Origin of the sequence: Stenotrophomonas sp. A3_2 (assembly GCF_036624925.1) — a bacterium.
GTDB lineage: Bacteria > Pseudomonadota > Gammaproteobacteria > Xanthomonadales > Xanthomonadaceae > Stenotrophomonas > Stenotrophomonas hibiscicola.
The window spans coordinates 62,715-81,939 of the sequence record NZ_JAZKVY010000336.1 but is presented as its reverse complement, the minus strand read 5'-3'; the positions used below and the strand labels follow the sequence as shown (position 1 = coordinate 81,939).

Genomic DNA, 19,225 nt, shown 5'->3' with positions numbered 1-19,225 from the left:
CCTGCGGCTGTCCGGTTCTGCTCCTGCAGAACCGTCGAACCCCGGCGGGGCTTCTCACCACCCATCCCATCCGCCAGACAAACGCAAAAGGGCCACCCTGTGGGCGGCCCTTTTGCGTTTGTCTGGCGGAGAGAGGGGGAAACAGTACCTTGACCGTCCCGCCTAGCTCCGGAGGCGTCCACAAACCGGATTTGTGTCCTGTGGTGTGTCCCGGAGCATAGCTGCAGGGCAGCCTCTATACCACAGCATGCGAGCTACCATTTCGGCCGTAGGCCACTAGGTCGGCTCAGCAGAGCTGGGCTAAAGTCTCTTACTCGCAAGCCGATAGCTCAAAGCGAGGCTCTAAGAAGCGTGTCTCTGACTTGCCTGTGATCCTTTTGCTGTGGCACCGGCTGGAGCAAAGTTGGCGCCGAAGCTAGTAATGGAATATCGCATTTACGACCAAGGAGAGAAGTAGAGTGGAAAGTGGAAACGAGTCTGGATCTGAGCGTGCAACCAAAGCTGGGTCGGCGCCAATTGCGGCTGGTGCTCAGAGTGATTCTAAACTGGTAAAAGAGCTCGGGGGTGAGTTTGAATCTGAGTCCGACAGCATCTATAACGGTCTTGGAATGAATGATTTGCAAAAGGAGACTGCTGTCGTTGAATCTGCAGATGCTCCCAAGGGTATTGGTGTGGCGTCCAAGAAAATTGTTCGTGGATTTCGTGAGTGGGCTGACAGGCGCGAAATTGAAATTAACAATATTCTGAACAAAATTGATTCGCGAATACTTGGTGGTTTCGCGGGTCTATTTTTGATCCTGAACGCGCTCGCTCTTCTCTTTTGGAATCGATTCGAGGCATCTACAAACATCTCTTTAGAAAATGCGTTTTCGCTCGGTCTAATTTTGTTCTTCTGTGCGGTGGGGCTGCAGCCAAAGTTCAATTCCAGAATTTGGACATTGCTAGGAACGCTGGCTGGACTTGCGCTGTGGATTGGGTCCTTGTTTGTGACTTGACTGTATGTTGGGGCAATTTGGATTAACTTGGCGCGGGCCAATGGACATTGCGGTTATTACGCATCCGATCCAGCCGCCTGCCAAAATTGCAATTGCCAGCAGGGCCGTCGCAGCAAATCTTGAGGCGGATTTTTCTTCTCTTTCTTTTTCGTTATTCATTTTATCTCCCAATTTTTTTACTTTTTATCTGGAATTTGCAATTAGTCAAGCGCGAATGGGTGGCGATTTATCATTCTTTATGCGACCCGATTGGAATTTCGTTATGGAAGACGGTTCAGTGCTTTGTCTACGGGAATTCGCGCAGCCTGCGCATTTGGCTCTGGGAGGAAGGACCAATACGGGGGAAATACCGCTCGTCGGAATGCCTTGTTGGGTTGCACTCTTCTCGGACTAGGAAGTGCGACAATCGTCCCATTTCCTGGCTATCCCGATTCAGGCCTCTTCGGAGAGCGGGGATGGCAGGGGACTGCAGCCTATGCAGGGGGCACGAGGCTGTGGGGTTTGATGCCCCGTCCATGGAGAAGGAAATGAATAAGCTGTTGCTCACCCTGGCCGCTGGTGTCGCTCTGGCAGGCTCTTTTGCTGTTTCGGCTCAGAGCCATTCCGTAAAGGGGCACTATCGCTCGGACGGTACATACGTCCAGCCTCACCACCGTAGCAATGCGAATTCCACCAAGCTGGACAACTACAGCACCCAAGGAAATTACAACCCCTACAACGGGAAGTCCGGGACTGTAGATCCTTACAAGCCGACGCAGAGCAATCCATACGGTAGCCCCTACAACCAGCCGAGGACGCAGCAGCGTCGATCCGGTTACGGCTACTGAATTCTAGGGCCCCGCAGATGCGGGGCTTCTTTTTTATAGCCTCTCGCCAGCTAATGCGGCCAGTTGTACGCTTCATCTTGGGGTGCTTGTCTAGCATGGCACCTCTACTAGTCCTGTCGCTGCGTTAGCAGCGTTCGCTATAGGACTGAACTCGAACGCATTCACCATGAACCTATGAGAGGCAGAAGGGATGGGAGAAACATCGAGCACCGCGTCTTCGGACGGTGAGCTTGTAGCAGTCAGTAGTAGGATGTTCGAGAACATCAGAGATCAGCTTGTCGCTGGTGAATTTCGAGTAGAACTATTTGACTGCAAGGCGGTGCAATGCGTCGAGAACGAGCCATTGGTCTTCGAGGGGATTGGCGTCGTCAGCCAGGCGAAGGATGGAAGCATTGGATTCACGCTCCTGTGCCAGAAGGTTGACGCTCGCTTCGATCCATTCGTAGAGCTTTTCAGCGACTTGGAACCCGGTAAATTGGTGGAAGACAGGAGTCGCTATAACATTTCGGGGCACGACTCGCTTGGAATACGGTGGCGGTGTGAGCGTCAGCTGTTGGGCGTAGACCAAGGGCAAGAGTTAAGGCTCACTTCAAATCTCACAAACCTGGTTGCGGAGCAGAAGTCATCCCGAAAGGAACTGGAGAAGGAGTACCAAGGCTGGTACTTTTCAGGTGATCTGAAGATGCCGACTCGACCGCATTCGAAGAAGTGGGAACATGAGCGTGGCTCGACTTCCTGGAAGGGAGTGATCGATCATCATGGAAATTCAGAACTCTCGCTCCATGCGCCCCAGGAGGGTTTCAAGCAACGATCAGAGGACTTCCTGCGTGGTGTAGCGATGCTGTGTGGGCGTCCACTTTCGCCGATGTGCGGGTATCGTTTCTTTGGCGACCGGCAAGTAGTAGAGATCTTCGGGCGGCGACGCGACCCTCATCGAAAAGTGATGGTCCCCTTTGTTCCACGTGCGTGGCGATATGCCACATCTTGGAACGAGTTTTTGGAGGCGTGGATTTCCGTCGAGCGTCAAGTAGGCGACCGTAGAGTGCAGACATTCATCTTCCATCACTTTGCCCGCATCTGCTACGCCCAGCAAGAAGGTATCGAGAACGGAGCACAGGTTCTGTCCTCCTCTATCGAGGGCATGCTCGCAAGCTTGTTTATGACGAACGATGATAAGGATCTGGAGTTCGCTCGGCTTATCGAAGTGACGCTTGATTCGGCTTCAAGCGCTGGTCTTGATCTGGATGAGAGGATTGTAAGGCTCTTGACGAAGAGTAAGGAGAACGCAGAACGACCAGGCATAAAGAGCGTTTTCCAGAGCCTGATTCGTCGCGGGCTTCTGAATCCAAAGCTCTTCGAGGCGTGGAACAAGATTCGTCACAAGGCTGCGCATGGTGAGCTGCTTGGAACCACGGACCAAGAGCATCAGAAAATGTACGACCGATTTTTTATATGTATAGAGACTTTCAAGAGATTGGTGTTTGATGTCGTTGGCTATGCCGGGACCACTGTTGACTATCAGAAGCCAGGCTGGCCAGTGATCGAGAAAAGGCTATCTCCCTCTACTGGTGATGGATCTGGACCATGACGTTCCGGTTTCCGGTTGGACCTTCTCACGGTCGCTGCAACATTTGCGGCGAGCAGGGCGAGCTCACTGCGAACCACGTCCCCCCGCAAGGTTGGGCCAAGGGAATAGCGCTTCGGGTGGCGAGCATCGCGGATACCATCAGTGGTGACAAGCATCCGCCCTCCTATAAGATGCCTAATGGCGTCCATTTTCGAACGCTCTGCAGACGTTGTAATGGTGCGCTGATGTCGCCTTTTGACAAGGCGCTCATTTCGATGTGTAACCAAGTGGCGGCGTTGTTGAGAGACCCTGGAAAGGTGACCTTCTATCAGTCCATTAGGGTCAAGCCACAGCTCGTTGCCCGTGGCATCCTCGGCCACATGTGCTCAGTCGGCTTAAACCGCTATGACGAAACACACAGCAGGCATCTATTCGATAGCGCTTCTGATCTGCTTCGCCAAGTTCGATTGCACTACTGGGTCTATCCCTATGGCGGGCGAACGGTGCTGCGGGATTTCGCCCTTTGCAACATAGCTCTCAGCAAGAGCGCGGCGATCTACATCATCAAAAGCTACCCGCTGGCCTTCGCGATGGTATGGGACCGGGGCTTCTCCTTTGAGAATTGGCAGCCAAGAAGCTTCGACTCTTTCGCTGATGCGGCACCCGAAGATGAGGTTGACCTTCCGGTTGATTTCGTTGGGTTGCCGGGCCAGCTCTGGCCCGAGTATGTTCAAGGAAATATGTTCGCGGCCATGCATTCAGACGGTGTCTTCGTCGCGACAGCGAAACGCCCCCGTAGATATCTACAGAAGTAGAGTTATCTCTTCGCAAGACGCGTGCGAACATTCTGGTGCTGCGCGAGAGGCAGCAGCAGAGCGGAGCGCAGCCAAGCTACGTGAGAGTTTTGCCCGTGGCGTTGCCATCACGGATAGAACCTCTTCCTGTCCTTCAAGCAGCGCTTGAACTGCCCCTTGGCATAGACCGGAAGCACCACCGCAGGCCTGTATCTCTCCAAGGTCTCTATCTGCTTCCTGCGCATCACGGCGGGCTTCTTGTGGAAGTAGGCCTCGTGAAGCACCGGCACACGCTTGCTGACAGAGTGGCCGGTGATCAGGGCAATGTCTTCGTCAGGGACGTTCTGGTGGTGGAGCTCTGTGGCGATGGTGTGGCGGAAGGCATGGAAACCAACACCTCTTGGGAAGCCAAGGTCCTTCATGTAGCGGCTGAACTGGCTAAGCGCTGCCAGGCTGTAGCGAGCATTGGTCTCACCGGTCTTACGGTTCACGCCAGCGGATAGGTGTGGGAAGAGGCGAGGGTGACCGCATTCTCTGATGTCACCCATGAAGTCCAGGAAGCCTGCGTCAAGCAGCGGCTTCGGGATAGGGATGGTCCGGATAGATGCCTTGCCTTTTAGGCTTTGCCGACTCCTGAGCCGGGTCCGGTGCGCCAGGTCAGGATCCACAGTCTTCTGGATGCGGATACACCAGACTTCGCTCTCCTGGACGATGTCGGCCACCTTCAGCTGAGCGACCTCGTTGATGCGTGCACCTGTGTAGAGTCCGATCATAGGAAGCCACCATCGGTGGGGGTATTTGCTCGCCCAAGGAATGAAGGTCTTGGGGTCGAAGATGCGCTTGAGATCGTCTTCATCAAAGAGGCGCTCAGGCTTGTTGGCATCGGTGACCAGGTCCTTCTTGATCTCTGCGAACGCAGCCATGGGAGAGGCGTCAATGGCTTTGGTCTTGACCAGCTGATTGAAGAAAGAGACAAGGAAGCGTCGATGCCGTTCGAGCGTTGCAGGGGCAAGCTGAGGAACATCTAGTTCCTTGCCGCAGGCAATGGCTTCGTCATAGCTGATCCCTCGATAGGCGGGGTCAGAGAAGAGGCCTGGGGGCGACCAGCGCATGAGGTCCCAGAGGCGGTAGATGTGAGGGTGGTCAATACGCGAGACGGGGATGTCGCCGCAGGTCATCTGGAGAAACCGCAGGGTTCGGGCTGTGGAGTCGATGGTCTCTTGGGCGAGGCAGCGGCGTTCCCGGTCTCCCAGGTAGTCCTTGATCTCTACGGATAGAAGCCGGGCAGGGTGGGCTGCGGAGAGTGGCTCAAGGTAGCGCGTGCCTGCGGCATTGATGCGAGAGCGTCGAGAGCGCTCCATAGCCGCGTTGAGGATTTCTTGCGCGTGGATGGCCGCTTCGCGTCCGGTGATGACCAGCTCATCAATCCGGAAGCGTCCGATCCTGACGCCCTTAAGGTGCAGCGTGTCATCGGAGTCTGGATTGAAAGGGAAGTCTTGAAGGAAGTTCTTTACTGTTTTTGGCATTGCACTGTCTCCGTAGATGATGGGAGCAGTGCTAAGGCCTAGCGATGATTCGTCAAACGAGATCTAGAGGGTTGCCGCGTTGCTTAGGCATTCGCCGAAACGTTGGAATTAGCGCGAAAACTCTTAGAGGAAATTGGTTCGGTTTGTCTTGCGGGGCGCTGTGGCGTAAGGGTTTTCCTTTGGTGACCGCTTCTATCTTGCAGTCATTTCTGTACTGTACGATTTTGAGGGTGCTTACGCCTAAGCGTGCTTTCTTACAGAATAGGCATTTCGAATTTGTGATTGTGCTCTCAAAAATATCTTCAAGATCATTCCTGTCGCCAAGCTTGGATCCTCTTCGAGCAAGTGCTAATCGCCCACCCCTATGCGGGCTTGGGGATCATAGTCTCTGTCTTCTTTTGATATCTTTACTGATTGCCCTGGGGGTAGTCATTTCAAGCGCACTGCACTGCGCTTCAGCTGCTATCCGATCTAGTTCTCGCCTAAAGGCTGCCTTGCTTTCCATGCCGTAGATGTGGGACTCCGCCTCCATTGCGTCAGCGTGAGGAAGAAGCGCGACGAAAACGGCGTCCTTACCTTTGGTAAACGCGTATGACAATGCAACAGAGCAATCAGTCCGCGAGACGAACGAGATCAGCCGCTTGACCACGTCAATGTGTCCCGCTTTGGCTGCTTCACATATCGCGTTCAAACCACATCCCCTGGGCCTTCCAGCGCGTTCGATTGCTGGTATAAGCAGGTCAACTACTGATGCATGCCCGTCCCTGGCAGCTAGATCCAAGCCAAAGGTGTAGGTGTCGCCTGCGTCTGGCAGCCGAGCTCTTAGCAAGACCTTCAGAACGGGAATATGCCCAAGTGCCGCCACAGTCGGGAAGACTTGAGTCGCACAGATGATGGATGAGGATACCGGTAGCAGCAACTTGACTACGCCCGCGTGGCCGCTCCGCGCTGCTGCGCTAAGGGCGCTGCTTTGGCGTGCCTTAGGATCGCTCAGGGGAATAAGAAGGCGGACAATATCAGCATGCCCTGCCTTTGCTGCCTCCTCTAGCGCTTCTGAGTCGTCAGCCAGTGGGTCGGTCACCGGTAACAGAGCTAACACAGTTTCAATACTGCCACTTTTCGCTGCATTGGCCAGCACCAGGGATTGCTCGCCTGCTGGAGTCGGATCGGATAGGGGTATAAGCTTCTGAACGACCGAAGCCATGCCTCTTTTGGCGGCGTAAACCAAAGGGTAGGCTGTCTTCTTGGGAACTAGCTTGGGAAGGAGCGAGTCTATAACGTGTTCGCGATCCAATGAGATGGCATGGGAAACTGCTTCCCAGGCGAACTCTGATGGCATGTTTGACATCTCAATTAGTGACAGCACCATTGAGATGTCGCCTGCTTGTACCGCTGTTCTTAGCTCGTTCATTGTTTTCAATTTGTGCGCTCCGGCGCAAAGGCTAAGGCAGGGCGCTTGCTTGTCAAGCGGAGACACTGTTCTTATTCGCTTCTGCGCTGTGAAAGCGGATGGGAATTGGCTTGTGCCAGGCTACGGGAGGCGATAGCGTATAGGGCATGGTGCTACTGGCGTTTCCTAATATCGCCATAGGCCATTGTTTCATCTCATCGCACTTATCTCGGGTTTTTAAGAATGACCAAGCCGTCACTCGATTCCATTGCCTCCGCCAAAGCCAAGCTTGCTGAAGAGCTGCGCAAGCTTGAGGAACAGGAAGTTCAGCTTCTCCAAGAACAAGCCGCTGATGCCTTCGCCGAGGTCGCGAACCTCGTTTCCCAATACGGTAAGAGCTTCTCTGCGAAGCAGCGCGCCGAGATCGTCAGCATGCTCGGGGCTGATGCGCCCAAGAGGGGAGCTGCGGCGAAGAAGGACGTCGCGCCCAAGTATTGGCTTCCCCACACTGGCGAGACCTGGACCGGTCGGGGTAGGACCCCTCGTGCTTTCGCTGCTTGGGAAGGGACTTCCGCTTACACGACTTGGAAGGCCTCCCATCCCAACGAAAAGTTCCCAGCGTTTCCGGGGTGAAAAGACAGAAGCCCCGCGATGCGGGGCTCCTGACTTTGTTGCTCACTCACTTCGGCTTCTTGGTGCCGTAGGGAGCCTGGTTGGTAGGCTTCAGCGAGATGCCCGCCTTGCTCGCCTGGCCGTAGACTGTCTATCGGGCGGCCTGCGCAGATGATGTCGTTCTACGGCTCCCTTGCAGCGTCATTTGGGTTTTAACGGTTGGCTGGCGAAACTGTTAGAGGAGCGGCCCGTTCCCTCGCTTTGGTGGGGGCGGGTCTTTTTTCTTGCGAATGCTTGCCAACCAAATAGCTAGGCTAATGCGAGTTTTGGAAATGAAGCTTCGCAAGCGTTCCCGTCTCGTTCCCTGATGTAGCACCATAAATTCCTCTGCTCTAAGGTTTTTTGCGGCTTACTTATTCGCTAGATCCTTCAACAGTTGCAAGGCCTTTGCTTGTTTGGGACTGTCTAGTTGCGATAGCACTAGGATTGCCTCAGCCACAACATCCGATGCCGCCACAAAGTAGGCCGCAGGAAGGTCTAGAAGCTCTGCGAGCTTCTCGATGGTCTCCAAGTCCGGCTTGTGCATCCCTCGTTCATATCGGCTGATGCGAGGGGCCGTCGTATTTGAGTCATCCACGCCCATGAGCATTTCGCCTAGCTGAGCTTGGGTCCAGCCTTTGGCGACGCGTGCTGCGCGTAGCCGATGACCAAGGGCTGTAGGCGTGGGCTGAGGAGCGGGCATCCGGCAGAAACAAACACGTTGACTCTCCAGAGTTTGACCGCATAAGCTTAGTCGGTCATTTGCGTTCAACGCAAAATTGAACCTGGAGGCTGTCGAATGGATATGAGGTGCTGGGCAGTGGTGGGTCTCCTGGCGTTCGCTGCTTCTGCCGAGGCTGCGCAAAGCTTGTCGTGCCAACTGCAGAGCGGTCAGTTTCGGGGGGATGGGGGAGGAAAGCCCAAGGTCTCCGAGTTCATCTGGGCCTCGGGTCATAGCTCCGCAACGCCCACTGGGCCCATCCGAACCAGGATCGGCCGCATAGACCCCGTCGAGGGCCGCGACTACAAGCGCGCTATCAAGCTGGATGGCAAGCCGGTGCTGCTGCCTGCCGAAGCACATAGCGTCATCGGCTTCGGCAAGGTCTACGACTTCGGGGGAACCGTTGCCTTGGCTTACCTCGGCGAGCGTGAGGAGGACTCTTCTGCGCGGCCTAGCCAGATCGTCGTCGTCATCAATAAGGCCGGGTCAGTGATCGACAGCGAAGTCCTGCCTGGCACTGCAACGAATCCGGGCAGTCACTGCCTACTCATCGACTGAAGGAACACACATGAAGAAGCTCTGGATGGTCTCCGTCGCTGCGCTGCTGGTTGCTTGCTCGGGCGGGCCTGGTAGTGGCGATGTTGAAAAGGCGCTGACGGCGTATTTCAAAGAAGCAACAGGTACGACCATGACGTTCGAGAGGTTGAAAGTTGGCGAGTGCGTGCGAGGGGACAGTCCTGGCTATGCCTGCAATGTCACTGGAACTGCGCGGTATCAGCTGGGCACTCGGACTGAGCAACAGCAGCTTGTCGGCACTTTCGTCATCGACAAGGTCGATGGCACTTGGACCGTCGTAGACCGTCGCTGAATTCAAGCTCGCCGCCAACCCCTGGCTAGGAGGTTCAGATGTGGACGTTTTTCAACGTGGTGCGTTGGCTCATCACGGTCGCGGCACTGTGGTGGCTTTGTAGCGTGGTGTTTGAGGAGGGCACTACCGCTGAAGGAGCAGTATTTGGGCTGATGCTCTTCGGCCAGGTTGTCTTCTGGCCCCTCTTGCTGTTGTGGGGGCTGCCGTGGCTACTCCGCCGCCGCTCAAGGCGTGCTCAAGCCCAAAAGTTCTACTGACGTTCGCCTGGGTGAGCCGAAATTGAGCATGAAGTAGCGTTTCACCATTCTCCAAACCATATGACATGTTCGTCCGCTCGGGGCGGACGAACATGTTGCATCAATTTAGTTAGCCATCTCACTCAGCTTTTGCAACCATCCTCGCACTTCACCTGCCGGGTCTCGGTTATCGAGCATTGCTGCGGTCATCTTAGGGAACGCGCTTCTGGCAAGGTGTTGCTTGGCCTTTTTCTCACTCATGGGAGCGCCAAGACCGCGATAGGCGGTATAAGCCTCCGCAAACATCACGGGTGTGGTCTTCCCATCGACCGGATGATCGTTCACTTCGACTCGAACTCCGAACGCCGCTTCGATAGCATCAGAATGAAGGTAGCATTCCATCTCATGCTTTCTGGTCTGAACTCCCCAAGAGCCGTCCTCTCTGGCATTTATCGCAGTGACCGCGTTTGCGTAATCTGCAACGTCGCCGTCGTAGATGTGCGCCTCTCTACGGCCAAGTCCTTTTAGGTAATTCGTATTAACCCAGTGGCCAAGCGTCCCGCCTCCTAGAGAGACGAATGCAAAACGTTGGTCAATTTCAAGGTTTGGCAGCGTTGGGTCCTGTGAATGCAGTGCTTTGCTAAGCGCTTTGAGGGCAGATATGTCATTGGGACCCTCAACGCAAAGCAAGACCTTGACTCGATTGTCCGGAGTCACTCCGAGTGCGTCTGCGACCATTCCGAAGACATCCACGCCGCTAAGGACAGTTGGCCAATTTGTGACTGCATCGCGACAGATAAAGCGAATGCTGTCTTGTGGTAGTTCTGAAGCAAAGCCAGGACTGTGCGTGGTAAGAATGACTTGGCACCCCGAATCCTCCGCTAAAGACTTAAATGAATCGATAAGAATTCGCTGGTTATTTGGATGCTGCGCTGTTTCTGGTTCTTCGATTGCGTAGATGATGCTTCGGCGGCTACTCGTCTTCAGTCTTCTTTCCGCTTCAGCTTTGAAGAAGCTAACAAGAACAAGCCGCCTGACGCCACTTCCACGCTTGTTTAGTGGGATGCCATCATCAGTAGTAAGGCCCACTGAAAAGAGTCCGAGCCACTTTGCTGCGGTAGGTGGAGTGAACTCAGGCGTTAATTCGCTGGCCAGATTCGGATCGAGTGTCATCAGTGCACGATGGGTGTGCTTGGCGATCTCTTCCGCTTTGTCCCTCACGCGTGCTTGGATTCTTGCTATGTCATCTTGCACCTCTGCCAATGCTGCGGAGACTGCCGCTTTCATTGGACTCTGCACTTCGTCGTCGGAATCTTTACTGCTACGGTCGCTTTGAAATAGAGCAAAGATTGGCAAGTGGGGTTCAATCTGTTCCCAAATGCGCTTCACATCTTCTTTGGGCTTGCTGACGGGAATTGCTTTCTCTGCTAGTTCAAGATCCTGGGTGGCCGCCCACAGAGCTCTTCTCATGCCAGGATTTCCTTTGAGCGCAACATCCAGCTTCAGTTCTTTCACTTTTGCCTGAAGCTCCCTCTCCTTCAGTTCTAAGAGATTGTCCACGCTTTGAGCTGTTGGGTGGTTGGCAATGATGAAAATTTCAGTCGCCGGTTTTTTCGCCGCGCATCCATAAATCTTCCGAATTTTGAGGTGCCCCTGCGGATTGAGCAGAAATTCATCCGCTAATGTGGTTTCCGCCCCAGCGTCCAAAGTCAGTTTTGAGGGGAGCTCCGAAAACGTACAGGTTATTTGCACATCGGTGCTGCCACTTCGAATATTTGCGTCGGTGGACTCCATTGAGATCAAGTCGCTATTGAAGAAGATCTCAAGCGCTTCCAGCAAGGTTGATTTGCCGATGTCGTTTTTTCCCACCAGTGTGGTCAAATCCGATAGTTTGACCTCTACCTCATGCTCATAGCAGCGAAAGTTCTTAACACTGACAGATTCCAGGCGCACTATATACCCCCTGTATTTATATGGCCTATTGGTTCATGGGAGAGCTTTTGGTGTAGCGTCTGAAATTTACCACTTGCCAGATTATTTTTTCTGTAGGGAAATTCCTACGCGCTCCTTGCGGTGAAGGGCGGGCAGAAGGGGCTGGCTCAACTCGATTCAGGGTGCTTCAAATGTCAGAAGCAAGAGCGCACTTAGGCATTGCCCTTCGGGCAATGCGTGCGCAAGAGGCTGTGCCCCTTGACCCCCTAAAAAAGCGCTTGCCAAAGCCTAAATCGTAGGCATAAAGGCAAGTGCGGGGGCCGGAACGAGGAGCATCAATGGCCATCTATCACACAAGAGTAAAGACATTCAGTCGTGCCCAAGGTCACGCATCCACAGCTGCAGCAGCCTATCGCGCAGGCCTGCTCATCATCGATGGCCGCACCGGTCTCCGGCACGACTACCGAAGGCGCGGCGGGGTCGTTGAGACACGTTGCCTCGCTCCCGACGACGCTCCCGATTGGGCTTTCGATCCTCGGCAGCTTTGGCCTGCAGCCGAGGCTTCAGAGCGGCGCAAAGACGCTACCGTTGCCCGTGAGTTCGAAGTGGCGCTGCCCCACGAACTGAGCAACGAGCAGCGTTCCGATCTGGCAGCCGAGATATCGCGCTGTCTGGTCCAGCGGTACAGGTTCGCTGTCCAATCCAGCATCCATGAGCCACAGACCGCTGACGGGCTCAACTATCACGTCCACATCCTAGCCACGACCAGGCGGATGGACGCAGAGGGGCTGAAGGACAAGACCAGAGAGCTTGATGGTGGCCCTTCGGGTCGAGGTGAAGTGGAATGGATCCGCGCGATGGTAGGGGAGGCCATCAATGCTCACCTGGCCGCTGCCGGTGTCTCGGCACGCGTCGATCACCGCAGCTTGAAGAATCAGGCCGCCGAGGCCGCAGAGCAAGGCGACGAGCTTACAGCGGCGGAGCTTTCACGCATCCCAGGGCTTCATTTGGGCAAAGATGCGACGGCGCTTCATCGCCGAGGCGTCGATACAGTCCTTAAGCAGGGCAATGACGGGATCCACCAGGTCAACAGCGCCGCTTGGGATCGCGCCGTGGCCGAGATGGCAGGAGAGGGCAGGTTGATGGAGCCCGCATCCGATCAAGCCATGCCGGTCGGCCCGCGCGAAGTTGCTTCGCATCCTCCCGTCCTACCAATGCTGTCTCCTGGTGGAGTGACTCCTCTGGGTAACGTGGCCAGGGAAGTCATGACGGTTGAGGCGGTTGCCGCGCCCCTTCATCGGCAACCGGAGGCCACAGCATCCAAGCAGGCCATGAAGGAAGTGTTGGAGATGTGGGCGGAGGCGTGGATAGAGGCGCTGCGAGATAGGCTCAAATTCACGCGCAGATTGCTGCGCAACAGTGCTGCCTTGATATCCGCTCATGTCGCGGCGCCCAGGCTCCGGGGCGATTTGGAAGAGCTGCTCGTAAGACTGAAGAAGTTGAAGCGGGACGCGCTACGCTTCAAGCGTAGGCTGAAAGCTGAAGATCGTGCCCAGCACGTATTGGCTCAAGCAGAATTTGCCTTGGAGAACTTCGAAAGCCAGAACCCAAGGCCGGGCCTCTTGAATCGGTCGGATTGGTCGCGTCGCCGAGCGCGCCGTGTCAGAGCTTTCGAGTTGGGACGCGAGGAGTATCAACGCGCTCACGAAGCCACTGGCCCGAAGGCCCAAGAAGACTACAACCGTCAGACAGATGAGTCCCTTTCGCATTTGGAGAATTGGAGTGAAGTGTTGCTGCGTAGATATCCGGTGGAGGATGCGCCCATTGACGCTCCTGAAGCCCCTATTCCAGCGGACCCCTTGCTCGTAATGAATCCTGTCAGAAATCCTGGAGCCCGGTTGCACTGACCGACAAGCAAAGGCCCCGGCGAACCGGGGCTTTAGCCAACTCTGGACTCGTTGCCATTAGTGGTAGGTAGGGCCCCGAGTGGGCTTGGATGCCGTGCCACGGCGATCTGAAATCATGTCGCTGAGCTGCACCTGGTCGCGTTCTACCACGGCTTCTCTGACCCTAACAGCAGGTTTCAGTGTGTGGTCGTCAGCAGGAGGCTTTGGGTGCATGCATCGGTTGATCAATTCGTCGGCGATTTCGAGGGCATGGATGATGTCCTCGATCCGCTCTTGCGTGTCTCGTGTCCGGTCTTGGGCAATCAAAGGGCACAGCACTCGACTAGCGATAGCTAGCTTTCTTTCTAAGGGCATATGAAGCTCCTAACGTGGGGGAGCTTTCATAAAACCACCATTTGCGTTGATCGCAATAGTTGTGGCGTTTGTCAGTGCCAATGTTGGCCCGTTAGAGATACTCCTAGACGTTCCATGTAATTCTTGGCGCGGAGATACGCTATCCCAGCAACTTCTTCAGTGCAGCGAGCTCAAGATTGAAGCTCAAGGATGACAGGCCCGCTGTTTTGAATTCAGGAGTGATCAGCCCATTGAGCTTTTCTGCCGGGGTGAATTCCCGGCTGTAGACGGGATGGTGCTCATCATCAAGCTCGTGGCCGACGATCTGGGCGCGCATTTCTGAGGCGACACCGAAGCCCTGCATCTGCTGGATGACCGTCTTACGCAGGGAATGGAAACCGCGTTTGGCCTTGGGCCACGCTTTCCCGTGCTCCGCGAGGTGGCGGGTAAATGCCTTGGAGATCCAGTTCCCCGCGCCATTGACGGCATTGGCCTTCGCTTGAGGGAAGAGACGGCTTGAAGTGGGCAGGCTTGCAACATAGTCGCCGAAGCCCAGGGCAATCAGGTCGGCGTGGATCGGGACAGTCCGGATGCTGGCCTCGCTCTTGAGGCGCTGGTGCTCGCCCTCGTCATTAATATGGATGTAGGCCACCCCTCCCTCCGTTTGCACATCGCTCACCAGTAGCTGCCCAACTTCAGAGGCCCGGGCGCCCGTATACAGGCCCAACAAGGCTGCCCAGCGCGCGGCAGGTGACAAGGTGGCAAAGGCCGATGGAGCAAAGAGGAGGCTGATCTGCTTCAGGTCGAAGGCCTTGAAGCCCAGCTTGCGCCGCTTTCGCTTGGCGCTATTGCCGTATGAGACATGGCTTCGGGCCGGATTGCTGTCTGTGTAATAGCCAGCGGCAATCAACCAATCGAAGAAGCCGCCCAGATAGGACTGCTTGTTCACTCGGGTCGGGGTTGAGATGCCAGCATCGGCGAGTGACTGATAGAAGTTCGACAGGTCGATTCGGTTGATGCTCGGCAGGGGATAGTCAGGGCCGGTGACGCGCACGAACCCGTCAATGGCCGACTTCTTGATGCTGTAGGTCTTGGGGATGGTGTCGGGGGCAATGGCTTTGAGCCAAAGATCACGCGCTTCCATCAGCGACAGGACCTTGCTGGGCTGGGGCTTGGAGGGAACTGCCGGGGCGGCTGCCGCGCCGAAGAACGCGGGATTGACCCGTCCGATACTCTCGATGGCGCGAGTCAGCGCCTCGGTATCTTCGCCTGGCTCCGCTTGGATACGCAGGGTGCCATTGGCATCTCGTTCGAGGGTGTAGTCCTGGAGCCGTTGACCCCGAAGCTCCTGGAGCCATTGCTCTGCCGTCTTCTCGCCCATGCCGTTCTTCCTGATGGCGCTGAAGACCTCAGCATAGCGGGCGGCCAGGACCAGGGCGCAAGCCTGGGCGCTGCGCATTTCGCGCGTTCGAAGGCTTCGCTTGAGAATTCGGCAGCCCAGGAGGGGCTGGAGGTCGACGGGCACGCGCTGGCGGAACGAAAAGCCCGCTGGCGTCTTGATCAAGTGATGGGGAACTCTCATCGGGATGTGTCCCGATTTGTGTCCTGCCCCTTGCTAGGCCCAGAAAAGCAAAACCCCTGATTTCTCAGGGGTTTGCAGAGTCTGGCGGAGAGAGGGGGATTCGAACCCCCGAAGCGCGGTTTAGACGCTTACACACTTTCCAGGCGTGCTCCTTCAACCACTCGGACACCTCTCCGGATCCCTGCCACCGGCAAACGCCTCAGCAGGGGCGCAGATTCTAGCGGGCGGCGCGGCCGGACACAAGCGCCCAGATCACGGACGCATCCGGGCGCATTGTTGGCGAGGGGGCTGGACAGGCATGGCACAATGGAACATCCGATGGAAAACGGTGGCCTGATGTCCTACCTCGTCCTTGCCCGCAAGTGGCGTCCGAAGCGTTTTGCCGAGCTGGTGGGCCAGGAACACGTGGTCCGTGCGCTCAGCAACGCGTTGGACAGCGGCCGTGTCCACCACGCGTTCCTGTTCACCGGTACCCGCGGCGTGGGCAAGACCACCATCGCGCGCATCTTCGCCAAGTCGCTGAACTGCGAGCAGGGCACCAGCGCCGACCCGTGCGGCCAGTGCGCGGCCTGCCTGGACATCGACGCCGGCCGCTACATCGACCTGCTGGAAATCGATGCCGCGTCCAACACCGGCGTGGATGACGTGCGCGAGGTGATCGAGAACGCGCAGTACATGCCGTCGCGCGGCAAGTACAAGGTCTACCTGATCGACGAAGTGCACATGCTGTCCAAGGCGGCGTTCAATGCGCTGCTGAAGACGCTGGAAGAACCGCCGGAGCACGTGAAGTTCCTGCTGGCCACCACCGACCCGCAGAAGCTGCCGGTCACCGTGCTCAGCCGCTGCCTGCAGTTCAACCTCAAGCGCCTGGACGAGGATCAGATCCAGGGCCAGATGACGCGCATCCTGGCGGCAGAAGAGATCGAGGCAGATGGCAGTGCCATCTTACAGCTGGCCAAGGCCGCTGACGGCAGCCTGCGCGACGGCCTGTCGCTGCTGGACCAGGCGATCGCCTATGCCGGCGGCGCGCTGCGCGAGGACGTGGTGCGCACCATGCTGGGCACGGTCGATCGCACCCAGGTGGCGGCGATGCTCGATGCGCTGGCCGAGGGCGATGGCCCGCGCCTGCTGCAGGTGGTGGCCGCGCTGGCCGAATTCTCACCGGACTGGAGTGGCGTGCTGGAAGCGCTGGCCGAAGGCCTGCACCGCATCCAGGTGCAGCAGCTCGTACCGGGTGCGGCCGCTGCCGAAGGCCTGGACGCCGTCGCATTCGCCGAGCGCCTGCGCCCGGAAGTGGTGCAGCTCTGGTACCAGATGGCGCTGAATGGCCGCCGCGACCTGCCGTTGGCGCCGAGCCCGCGCGCAGGTTTCGAAATGACCGTGCTGCGGATGCTGGCATTCCGCCCGGCCGTAGCAGTCCCGCCGGTACCGAAGTCGGTGGATGGTGCAGGCAATGCGCCGGGTGGCAATGCTGCCGGTGGTGGCACCGGTGCGGGTACCCACGAAGCGATGCCGGCGACTGCCGCCGCTTCGGCAAGCCCGGCCGTGGTGGCGCAGGTGGCCGCTCCGGTGCAGGCCGCGCCGCGCGAACCTGAACCCGAACCCGAGCCGGCCCCGCAACCCGAACCGGACCCGACGCCGGAGCCCGAGCCGGTTCCGGTGGAAGAGCCTGTGCAGCCGCCGCCGATGAAGGCCGAGGCCGCTCCACCGGCTGCTGAAGCGGAAGCGGGCGACGACCTGCCGCCGTGGGCCACCGACGAAACCGAGGCGCGTGACGAGGCGCTGGCGGCCGAGATGGCGGGGCCAGACGCCGCCATGGTCGCGCCCTGGCATGAGCCGCCGGCTCCCGTCGTGGCTCCCAGCGAGCCTGCACCGCCCGAGCGCCCGTTCCGCACTGAAGGCATTGCCATCGCGCCGGCCGAGCCCGCGCCAGTGCAGGGGACCGCGCCGCTGGAAGGTGTCAGCGACCTGGCCACGGCCGAGGACTGGCTGGATCTGGTTGCCAACAGCGGCCTCAGCGGCCCGTCGCGGCAGCTGGCGGCCAACGCTGCCTTCATCAGTTGCCAGCACGGGACCTTGAAACTGGGCCTTTCGCCCGGATTTGAGTACCTGCGCTCTGAGCGTGCGCTGGCCGCCCTGGGCGAGATGCTGGAGAAAGCCCTTGGCCAGGCCCCGAAGATCGTGGTCGAGACCGTGGAGATCGAGCACGTTCCGGCCGAGACCCTGCATCAGCGTGCCGACCGCCAGCGTAGTGAGCGGCAGCAGGTGGCAGAGGCTGTTTTCATGGACGATCCGGAGGTGCAGGTGCTGATCCAGCAGCACGGTGCCCGGGTTGTTTCCGATTCCATCCGTTCTTTTGACGAGTAAGAGACTATGCGCGGCAACATCGCCCAACTGATGCAGCAGGCCCAGAAGATGCAGGAGAACCTGCAGAAGGCCCAGGAAGAAATCGCAAGGATCGAAGTGACCGGCAGTGCCGGTGGCGGCATGGTCAGCGTGACCCTGACCGGCGCCAAGGAATGCCGCAAGGTACGCATCGACCCGTCGCTGACCAGCGACCCGGAGATGCTGGAAGACCTGATCGCCGCCGCCTTCAACGATGCTTCGAACAAGATCGATGCCGAGTCGAAGTCGAAGATGGGTTCGGCCACCGCTGGCATGCAGTTGCCGCCGGGCATGAAGCTGCCGTTCTGATTCTTGGCGGGACGCCTGCTGCTGCAGGCGCCCGCTGCAACCCTCAGTCGAGCATGGCTCGACTCTACACGTAGCTGTCGAGCTTGCTCGACGCCATCAAAGCACACCGCCGTGTCCGCACCCCTGCTTGAACAATTGATCGACGCGCTGCGGGTGCTGCCTGGCGTGGGCCAGAAGACGGCGCAGCGCATGGCCTACCACCTGCTAGAGCGCGAGCGCGAAGGTGGCCAGCGCCTGGCCCAGACCCTGGCGCTGGCGGTGGAGCGCATCGGCCACTGTGCGCAGTGCCGCGATTTCAGCGAAACCGAGCTGTGCCCGACCTGTGCCAACGGCAGCCGCGAGCGCAGCCAGCTGTGCGTAGTCGAATCGCCGGCCGACCGCCTGGCCATCGAAAACGCCACCGGCTTCCGCGGTGTCTACTTCGTGCTGCAGGGGCGACTGTCGCCGCTCGATGGCGTCGGCCCGCGCGAACTGGGCCTGGAGCAGCTGGAGCGACGGCTGGCCGAAGGCGAGGTGCAGGAGCTGATCATCGCCACCAGCGCCACTGTCGAGGGCGAGGCCACCGCGCATTACCTGGCGCAGCTGGCGCGCGCACGCAAGGTACAGCCCAGCCGCCTGGCGCAGGGCCTGCCGCTGGGCGGCGAGCTCGAATACGTTGATCGTGGCACGCTGTCGCACGCGTTCGGTACGCGCAGCGAATTCCGCGATTGAGCAACGGCCGGACGTGGCCGGGCGTGGGCGGCCTACAATGCGGGAGACATCTCCGCCGAGGCCGACCATGAGCAACGAAACCCTTTTCAGCAAGATCATCCGTCGTGAGATCCCGGCCACCATCGTCTACGAGGATGACGAGGTGCTGGGCTTCAAGGACATCGCACCGCAGGCGCCGGTGCATGTGCTGTTCATCCCGAAGAACGAGATCATTCCGACCCTGGATGACCTGCAGCCCTCGCAGGCGCACCTGATCGGCAAACTGGCCCTGGCCGCTGCCGAGTACGCGCGCCGCGAGGGATTCGCGCAGGACGGCTACCGCATCGTGATGAACTGCCGTGAGCATGCCGGGCAGACCGTGTTCCATATCCATATGCACCTGCTGGCGGGGGCACCGCTGGGGCATTTCGGTGCGCCTGGGCGTTGAAGCCCCTGTCCACGCCATGCGTGGATGAAAAAGGCCGCCCGAGGGCGGCCTTTCCGTCATGCCT

19 protein-coding genes and 1 tRNA gene are annotated in these 19,225 nt (G+C 57.9%); 14 read left to right on the top strand and 6 right to left on the bottom strand.

From position 1 onward, the window contains the following. The first annotated feature begins 458 nt into the window (after positions 1–458). The 5 genes from R5H29_RS16630 (at position 459) to R5H29_RS16610 (ending at position 4,204) form a co-directional block, all read left to right on the top strand. Positions 459–995 carry a hypothetical protein gene (locus tag R5H29_RS16630; RefSeq protein WP_332329499.1) on the top strand — a complete coding sequence of 179 codons (537 nt, stop codon included), beginning with the start codon at positions 459–461 and terminating at the stop codon, positions 993–995. Positions 996–1,035: 40 nt separating this feature from the next. Continuing rightward, positions 1,036–1,389: a hypothetical protein gene (locus R5H29_RS16625; protein WP_332329498.1), complete on the top strand. Its 354-nt coding sequence runs from the start codon at positions 1,036–1,038 to the stop codon at positions 1,387–1,389. Between the two features lie 133 nt (positions 1,390–1,522). After that, on the top strand, positions 1,523–1,822 hold the full coding sequence (locus R5H29_RS16620) for a hypothetical protein (RefSeq protein ID WP_332329497.1): 300 nt from the start codon (positions 1,523–1,525) through the stop codon (positions 1,820–1,822). 250 nt (positions 1,823–2,072) lie between these two features. Further along, positions 2,073–3,410 (top strand): hypothetical protein, encoded by a 1,338-nt coding sequence (locus R5H29_RS16615; RefSeq protein WP_332329496.1) that lies wholly within the window; start codon positions 2,073–2,075, stop codon positions 3,408–3,410. Beyond that, positions 3,407–4,204: a hypothetical protein gene (locus R5H29_RS16610; protein WP_134708998.1), complete on the top strand. Its 798-nt coding sequence runs from the start codon at positions 3,407–3,409 to the stop codon at positions 4,202–4,204. Before R5H29_RS16615 ends, R5H29_RS16610 begins: the two co-directional genes overlap by 4 nt. A 107-nt stretch (positions 4,205–4,311) precedes the next feature. Here the strand turns inward: R5H29_RS16610 and R5H29_RS16605 are convergent, their stop codons facing one another. Next, positions 4,312–5,709, bottom strand: a complete 1,398-nt coding sequence (locus R5H29_RS16605) for a site-specific integrase (protein WP_332329495.1) — start codon at positions 5,707–5,709, stop codon at positions 4,312–4,314. 379 nt (positions 5,710–6,088) lie between these two features. Beyond that, positions 6,089–7,120, bottom strand: a complete 1,032-nt coding sequence (locus tag R5H29_RS16600) for an ankyrin repeat domain-containing protein (RefSeq protein WP_332329503.1) — start codon at positions 7,118–7,120, stop codon at positions 6,089–6,091. Between the two features lie 222 nt (positions 7,121–7,342). On the opposite strand from R5H29_RS16600, the gene R5H29_RS16595 reads away from it, so the two are divergent. Beyond that, positions 7,343–7,732: an H-NS family nucleoid-associated regulatory protein gene (locus R5H29_RS16595; RefSeq protein WP_332329494.1), complete on the top strand. Its 390-nt coding sequence runs from the start codon at positions 7,343–7,345 to the stop codon at positions 7,730–7,732. A 388-nt stretch (positions 7,733–8,120) separates the two neighbouring features. On the opposite strand, the gene R5H29_RS16590 is transcribed toward R5H29_RS16595, so the two are convergent. Beyond that, positions 8,121–8,453, bottom strand: a complete 333-nt coding sequence (locus R5H29_RS16590; protein WP_332329502.1) for a helix-turn-helix transcriptional regulator — start codon at positions 8,451–8,453, stop codon at positions 8,121–8,123. Positions 8,454–8,570: 117 nt separating this feature from the next. Between R5H29_RS16590 and R5H29_RS16585 the strand changes: the two genes are divergently transcribed. Genes R5H29_RS16585 through R5H29_RS16575 form a run of 3 tightly spaced genes read left to right on the top strand, consistent with a single transcriptional unit; the run spans position 8,571 to position 9,596 of the window. Beyond that, on the top strand, positions 8,571–9,029 hold the full coding sequence (locus R5H29_RS16585) for a hypothetical protein (RefSeq protein ID WP_332329493.1): 459 nt from the start codon (positions 8,571–8,573) through the stop codon (positions 9,027–9,029). A gap of 10 nt (positions 9,030–9,039) precedes the next feature. After that, positions 9,040–9,339, top strand: a complete 300-nt coding sequence (locus tag R5H29_RS16580) for a hypothetical protein (protein ID WP_099530066.1) — start codon at positions 9,040–9,042, stop codon at positions 9,337–9,339. A gap of 38 nt (positions 9,340–9,377) precedes the next feature. Beyond that, positions 9,378–9,596, top strand: a complete 219-nt coding sequence (locus R5H29_RS16575) for a hypothetical protein (protein ID WP_332329492.1) — start codon at positions 9,378–9,380, stop codon at positions 9,594–9,596. 105 nt (positions 9,597–9,701) lie between these two features. Here R5H29_RS16575 and R5H29_RS16570 read toward each other — a convergent pair whose 3' ends face one another. Next, the gene (locus R5H29_RS16570; protein WP_332329491.1) at positions 9,702–11,528 is read right to left on the bottom strand and encodes an ATP-binding protein; all 1,827 of its coding nucleotides are present in this window, start codon (positions 11,526–11,528) and stop codon (positions 9,702–9,704) included. 317 nt (positions 11,529–11,845) lie between these two features. Between R5H29_RS16570 and R5H29_RS16565 the strand changes: the two genes are divergently transcribed. After that, positions 11,846–13,414: a MobA/MobL family protein gene (locus R5H29_RS16565; protein ID WP_332329490.1), complete on the top strand. Its 1,569-nt coding sequence runs from the start codon at positions 11,846–11,848 to the stop codon at positions 13,412–13,414. 493 nt (positions 13,415–13,907) lie between these two features. On the opposite strand, the gene R5H29_RS16560 is transcribed toward R5H29_RS16565, so the two are convergent. Both R5H29_RS16560 and R5H29_RS16555 read right to left on the bottom strand, forming a co-directional pair. Continuing rightward, complete coding sequence (locus R5H29_RS16560) at positions 13,908–15,329, bottom strand: DUF6538 domain-containing protein (protein ID WP_332329489.1); 1,422 nt, start codon at positions 15,327–15,329, stop codon at positions 13,908–13,910. An 82-nt stretch (positions 15,330–15,411) separates the two neighbouring features. Beyond that, a tRNA-Ser gene (locus tag R5H29_RS16555) sits at positions 15,412–15,504 on the bottom strand. 143 nt (positions 15,505–15,647) lie between these two features. Here R5H29_RS16555 and dnaX point away from each other — a divergent pair. From dnaX to R5H29_RS16535, 4 genes are all read left to right on the top strand, one after another. Continuing rightward, positions 15,648–17,696 carry a DNA polymerase III subunit gamma/tau gene (gene dnaX / locus R5H29_RS16550; RefSeq protein ID WP_332329488.1) on the top strand — a complete coding sequence of 683 codons (2,049 nt, stop codon included), beginning with the start codon at positions 15,648–15,650 and terminating at the stop codon, positions 17,694–17,696. Between the two features lie 6 nt (positions 17,697–17,702). Next, positions 17,703–18,023 (top strand): YbaB/EbfC family nucleoid-associated protein, encoded by a 321-nt coding sequence (locus tag R5H29_RS16545; RefSeq protein WP_019659509.1) that lies wholly within the window; start codon positions 17,703–17,705, stop codon positions 18,021–18,023. 111 nt (positions 18,024–18,134) lie between these two features. Further along, on the top strand, positions 18,135–18,734 hold the full coding sequence (gene recR, locus R5H29_RS16540; RefSeq protein WP_058979448.1) for a recombination mediator RecR: 600 nt from the start codon (positions 18,135–18,137) through the stop codon (positions 18,732–18,734). Between the two features lie 67 nt (positions 18,735–18,801). Beyond that, on the top strand, positions 18,802–19,161 hold the full coding sequence (locus tag R5H29_RS16535; protein ID WP_005408300.1) for a histidine triad nucleotide-binding protein: 360 nt from the start codon (positions 18,802–18,804) through the stop codon (positions 19,159–19,161). The last annotated feature ends 64 nt before the right edge of the window (positions 19,162–19,225 follow it).

What these genes read in the sequence shown, in the direction of transcription:
- R5H29_RS16625 (WP_332329498.1), top strand. Translation starts at nt 1,036, where the DNA reads ATGGACATTGCGGTTATTACGCATCCGATCCAGCCGCCTGCCAAAATT.
- R5H29_RS16620 (WP_332329497.1), top strand. Translation starts at nt 1,523, where the DNA reads ATGAATAAGCTGTTGCTCACCCTGGCCGCTGGTGTCGCTCTGGCAGGC.
- R5H29_RS16615 (WP_332329496.1), top strand. Translation starts at nt 2,073, where the DNA reads ATGTTCGAGAACATCAGAGATCAGCTTGTCGCTGGTGAATTTCGAGTA.
- R5H29_RS16610 (WP_134708998.1), top strand. Translation starts at nt 3,407, where the DNA reads ATGACGTTCCGGTTTCCGGTTGGACCTTCTCACGGTCGCTGCAACATT.
- R5H29_RS16605 (WP_332329495.1), bottom strand. Translation starts at nt 5,709, where the DNA reads ATGCCAAAAACAGTAAAGAACTTCCTTCAAGACTTCCCTTTCAATCCA.
- R5H29_RS16600 (WP_332329503.1), bottom strand. Translation starts at nt 7,120, where the DNA reads ATGAACGAGCTAAGAACAGCGGTACAAGCAGGCGACATCTCAATGGTG.
- R5H29_RS16595 (WP_332329494.1), top strand. Translation starts at nt 7,343, where the DNA reads ATGACCAAGCCGTCACTCGATTCCATTGCCTCCGCCAAAGCCAAGCTT.
- R5H29_RS16590 (WP_332329502.1), bottom strand. Translation starts at nt 8,453, where the DNA reads ATGCCCGCTCCTCAGCCCACGCCTACAGCCCTTGGTCATCGGCTACGC.
- R5H29_RS16580 (WP_099530066.1), top strand. Translation starts at nt 9,040, where the DNA reads ATGAAGAAGCTCTGGATGGTCTCCGTCGCTGCGCTGCTGGTTGCTTGC.
- R5H29_RS16575 (WP_332329492.1), top strand. Translation starts at nt 9,378, where the DNA reads ATGTGGACGTTTTTCAACGTGGTGCGTTGGCTCATCACGGTCGCGGCA.
- R5H29_RS16565 (WP_332329490.1), top strand. Translation starts at nt 11,846, where the DNA reads ATGGCCATCTATCACACAAGAGTAAAGACATTCAGTCGTGCCCAAGGT.
- R5H29_RS16560 (WP_332329489.1), bottom strand. Translation starts at nt 15,329, where the DNA reads ATGAGAGTTCCCCATCACTTGATCAAGACGCCAGCGGGCTTTTCGTTC.
- dnaX (WP_332329488.1), top strand. Translation starts at nt 15,648, where the DNA reads ATGGAAAACGGTGGCCTGATGTCCTACCTCGTCCTTGCCCGCAAGTGG.
- R5H29_RS16545 (WP_019659509.1), top strand. Translation starts at nt 17,703, where the DNA reads ATGCGCGGCAACATCGCCCAACTGATGCAGCAGGCCCAGAAGATGCAG.
- R5H29_RS16535 (WP_005408300.1), top strand. Translation starts at nt 18,802, where the DNA reads ATGAGCAACGAAACCCTTTTCAGCAAGATCATCCGTCGTGAGATCCCG.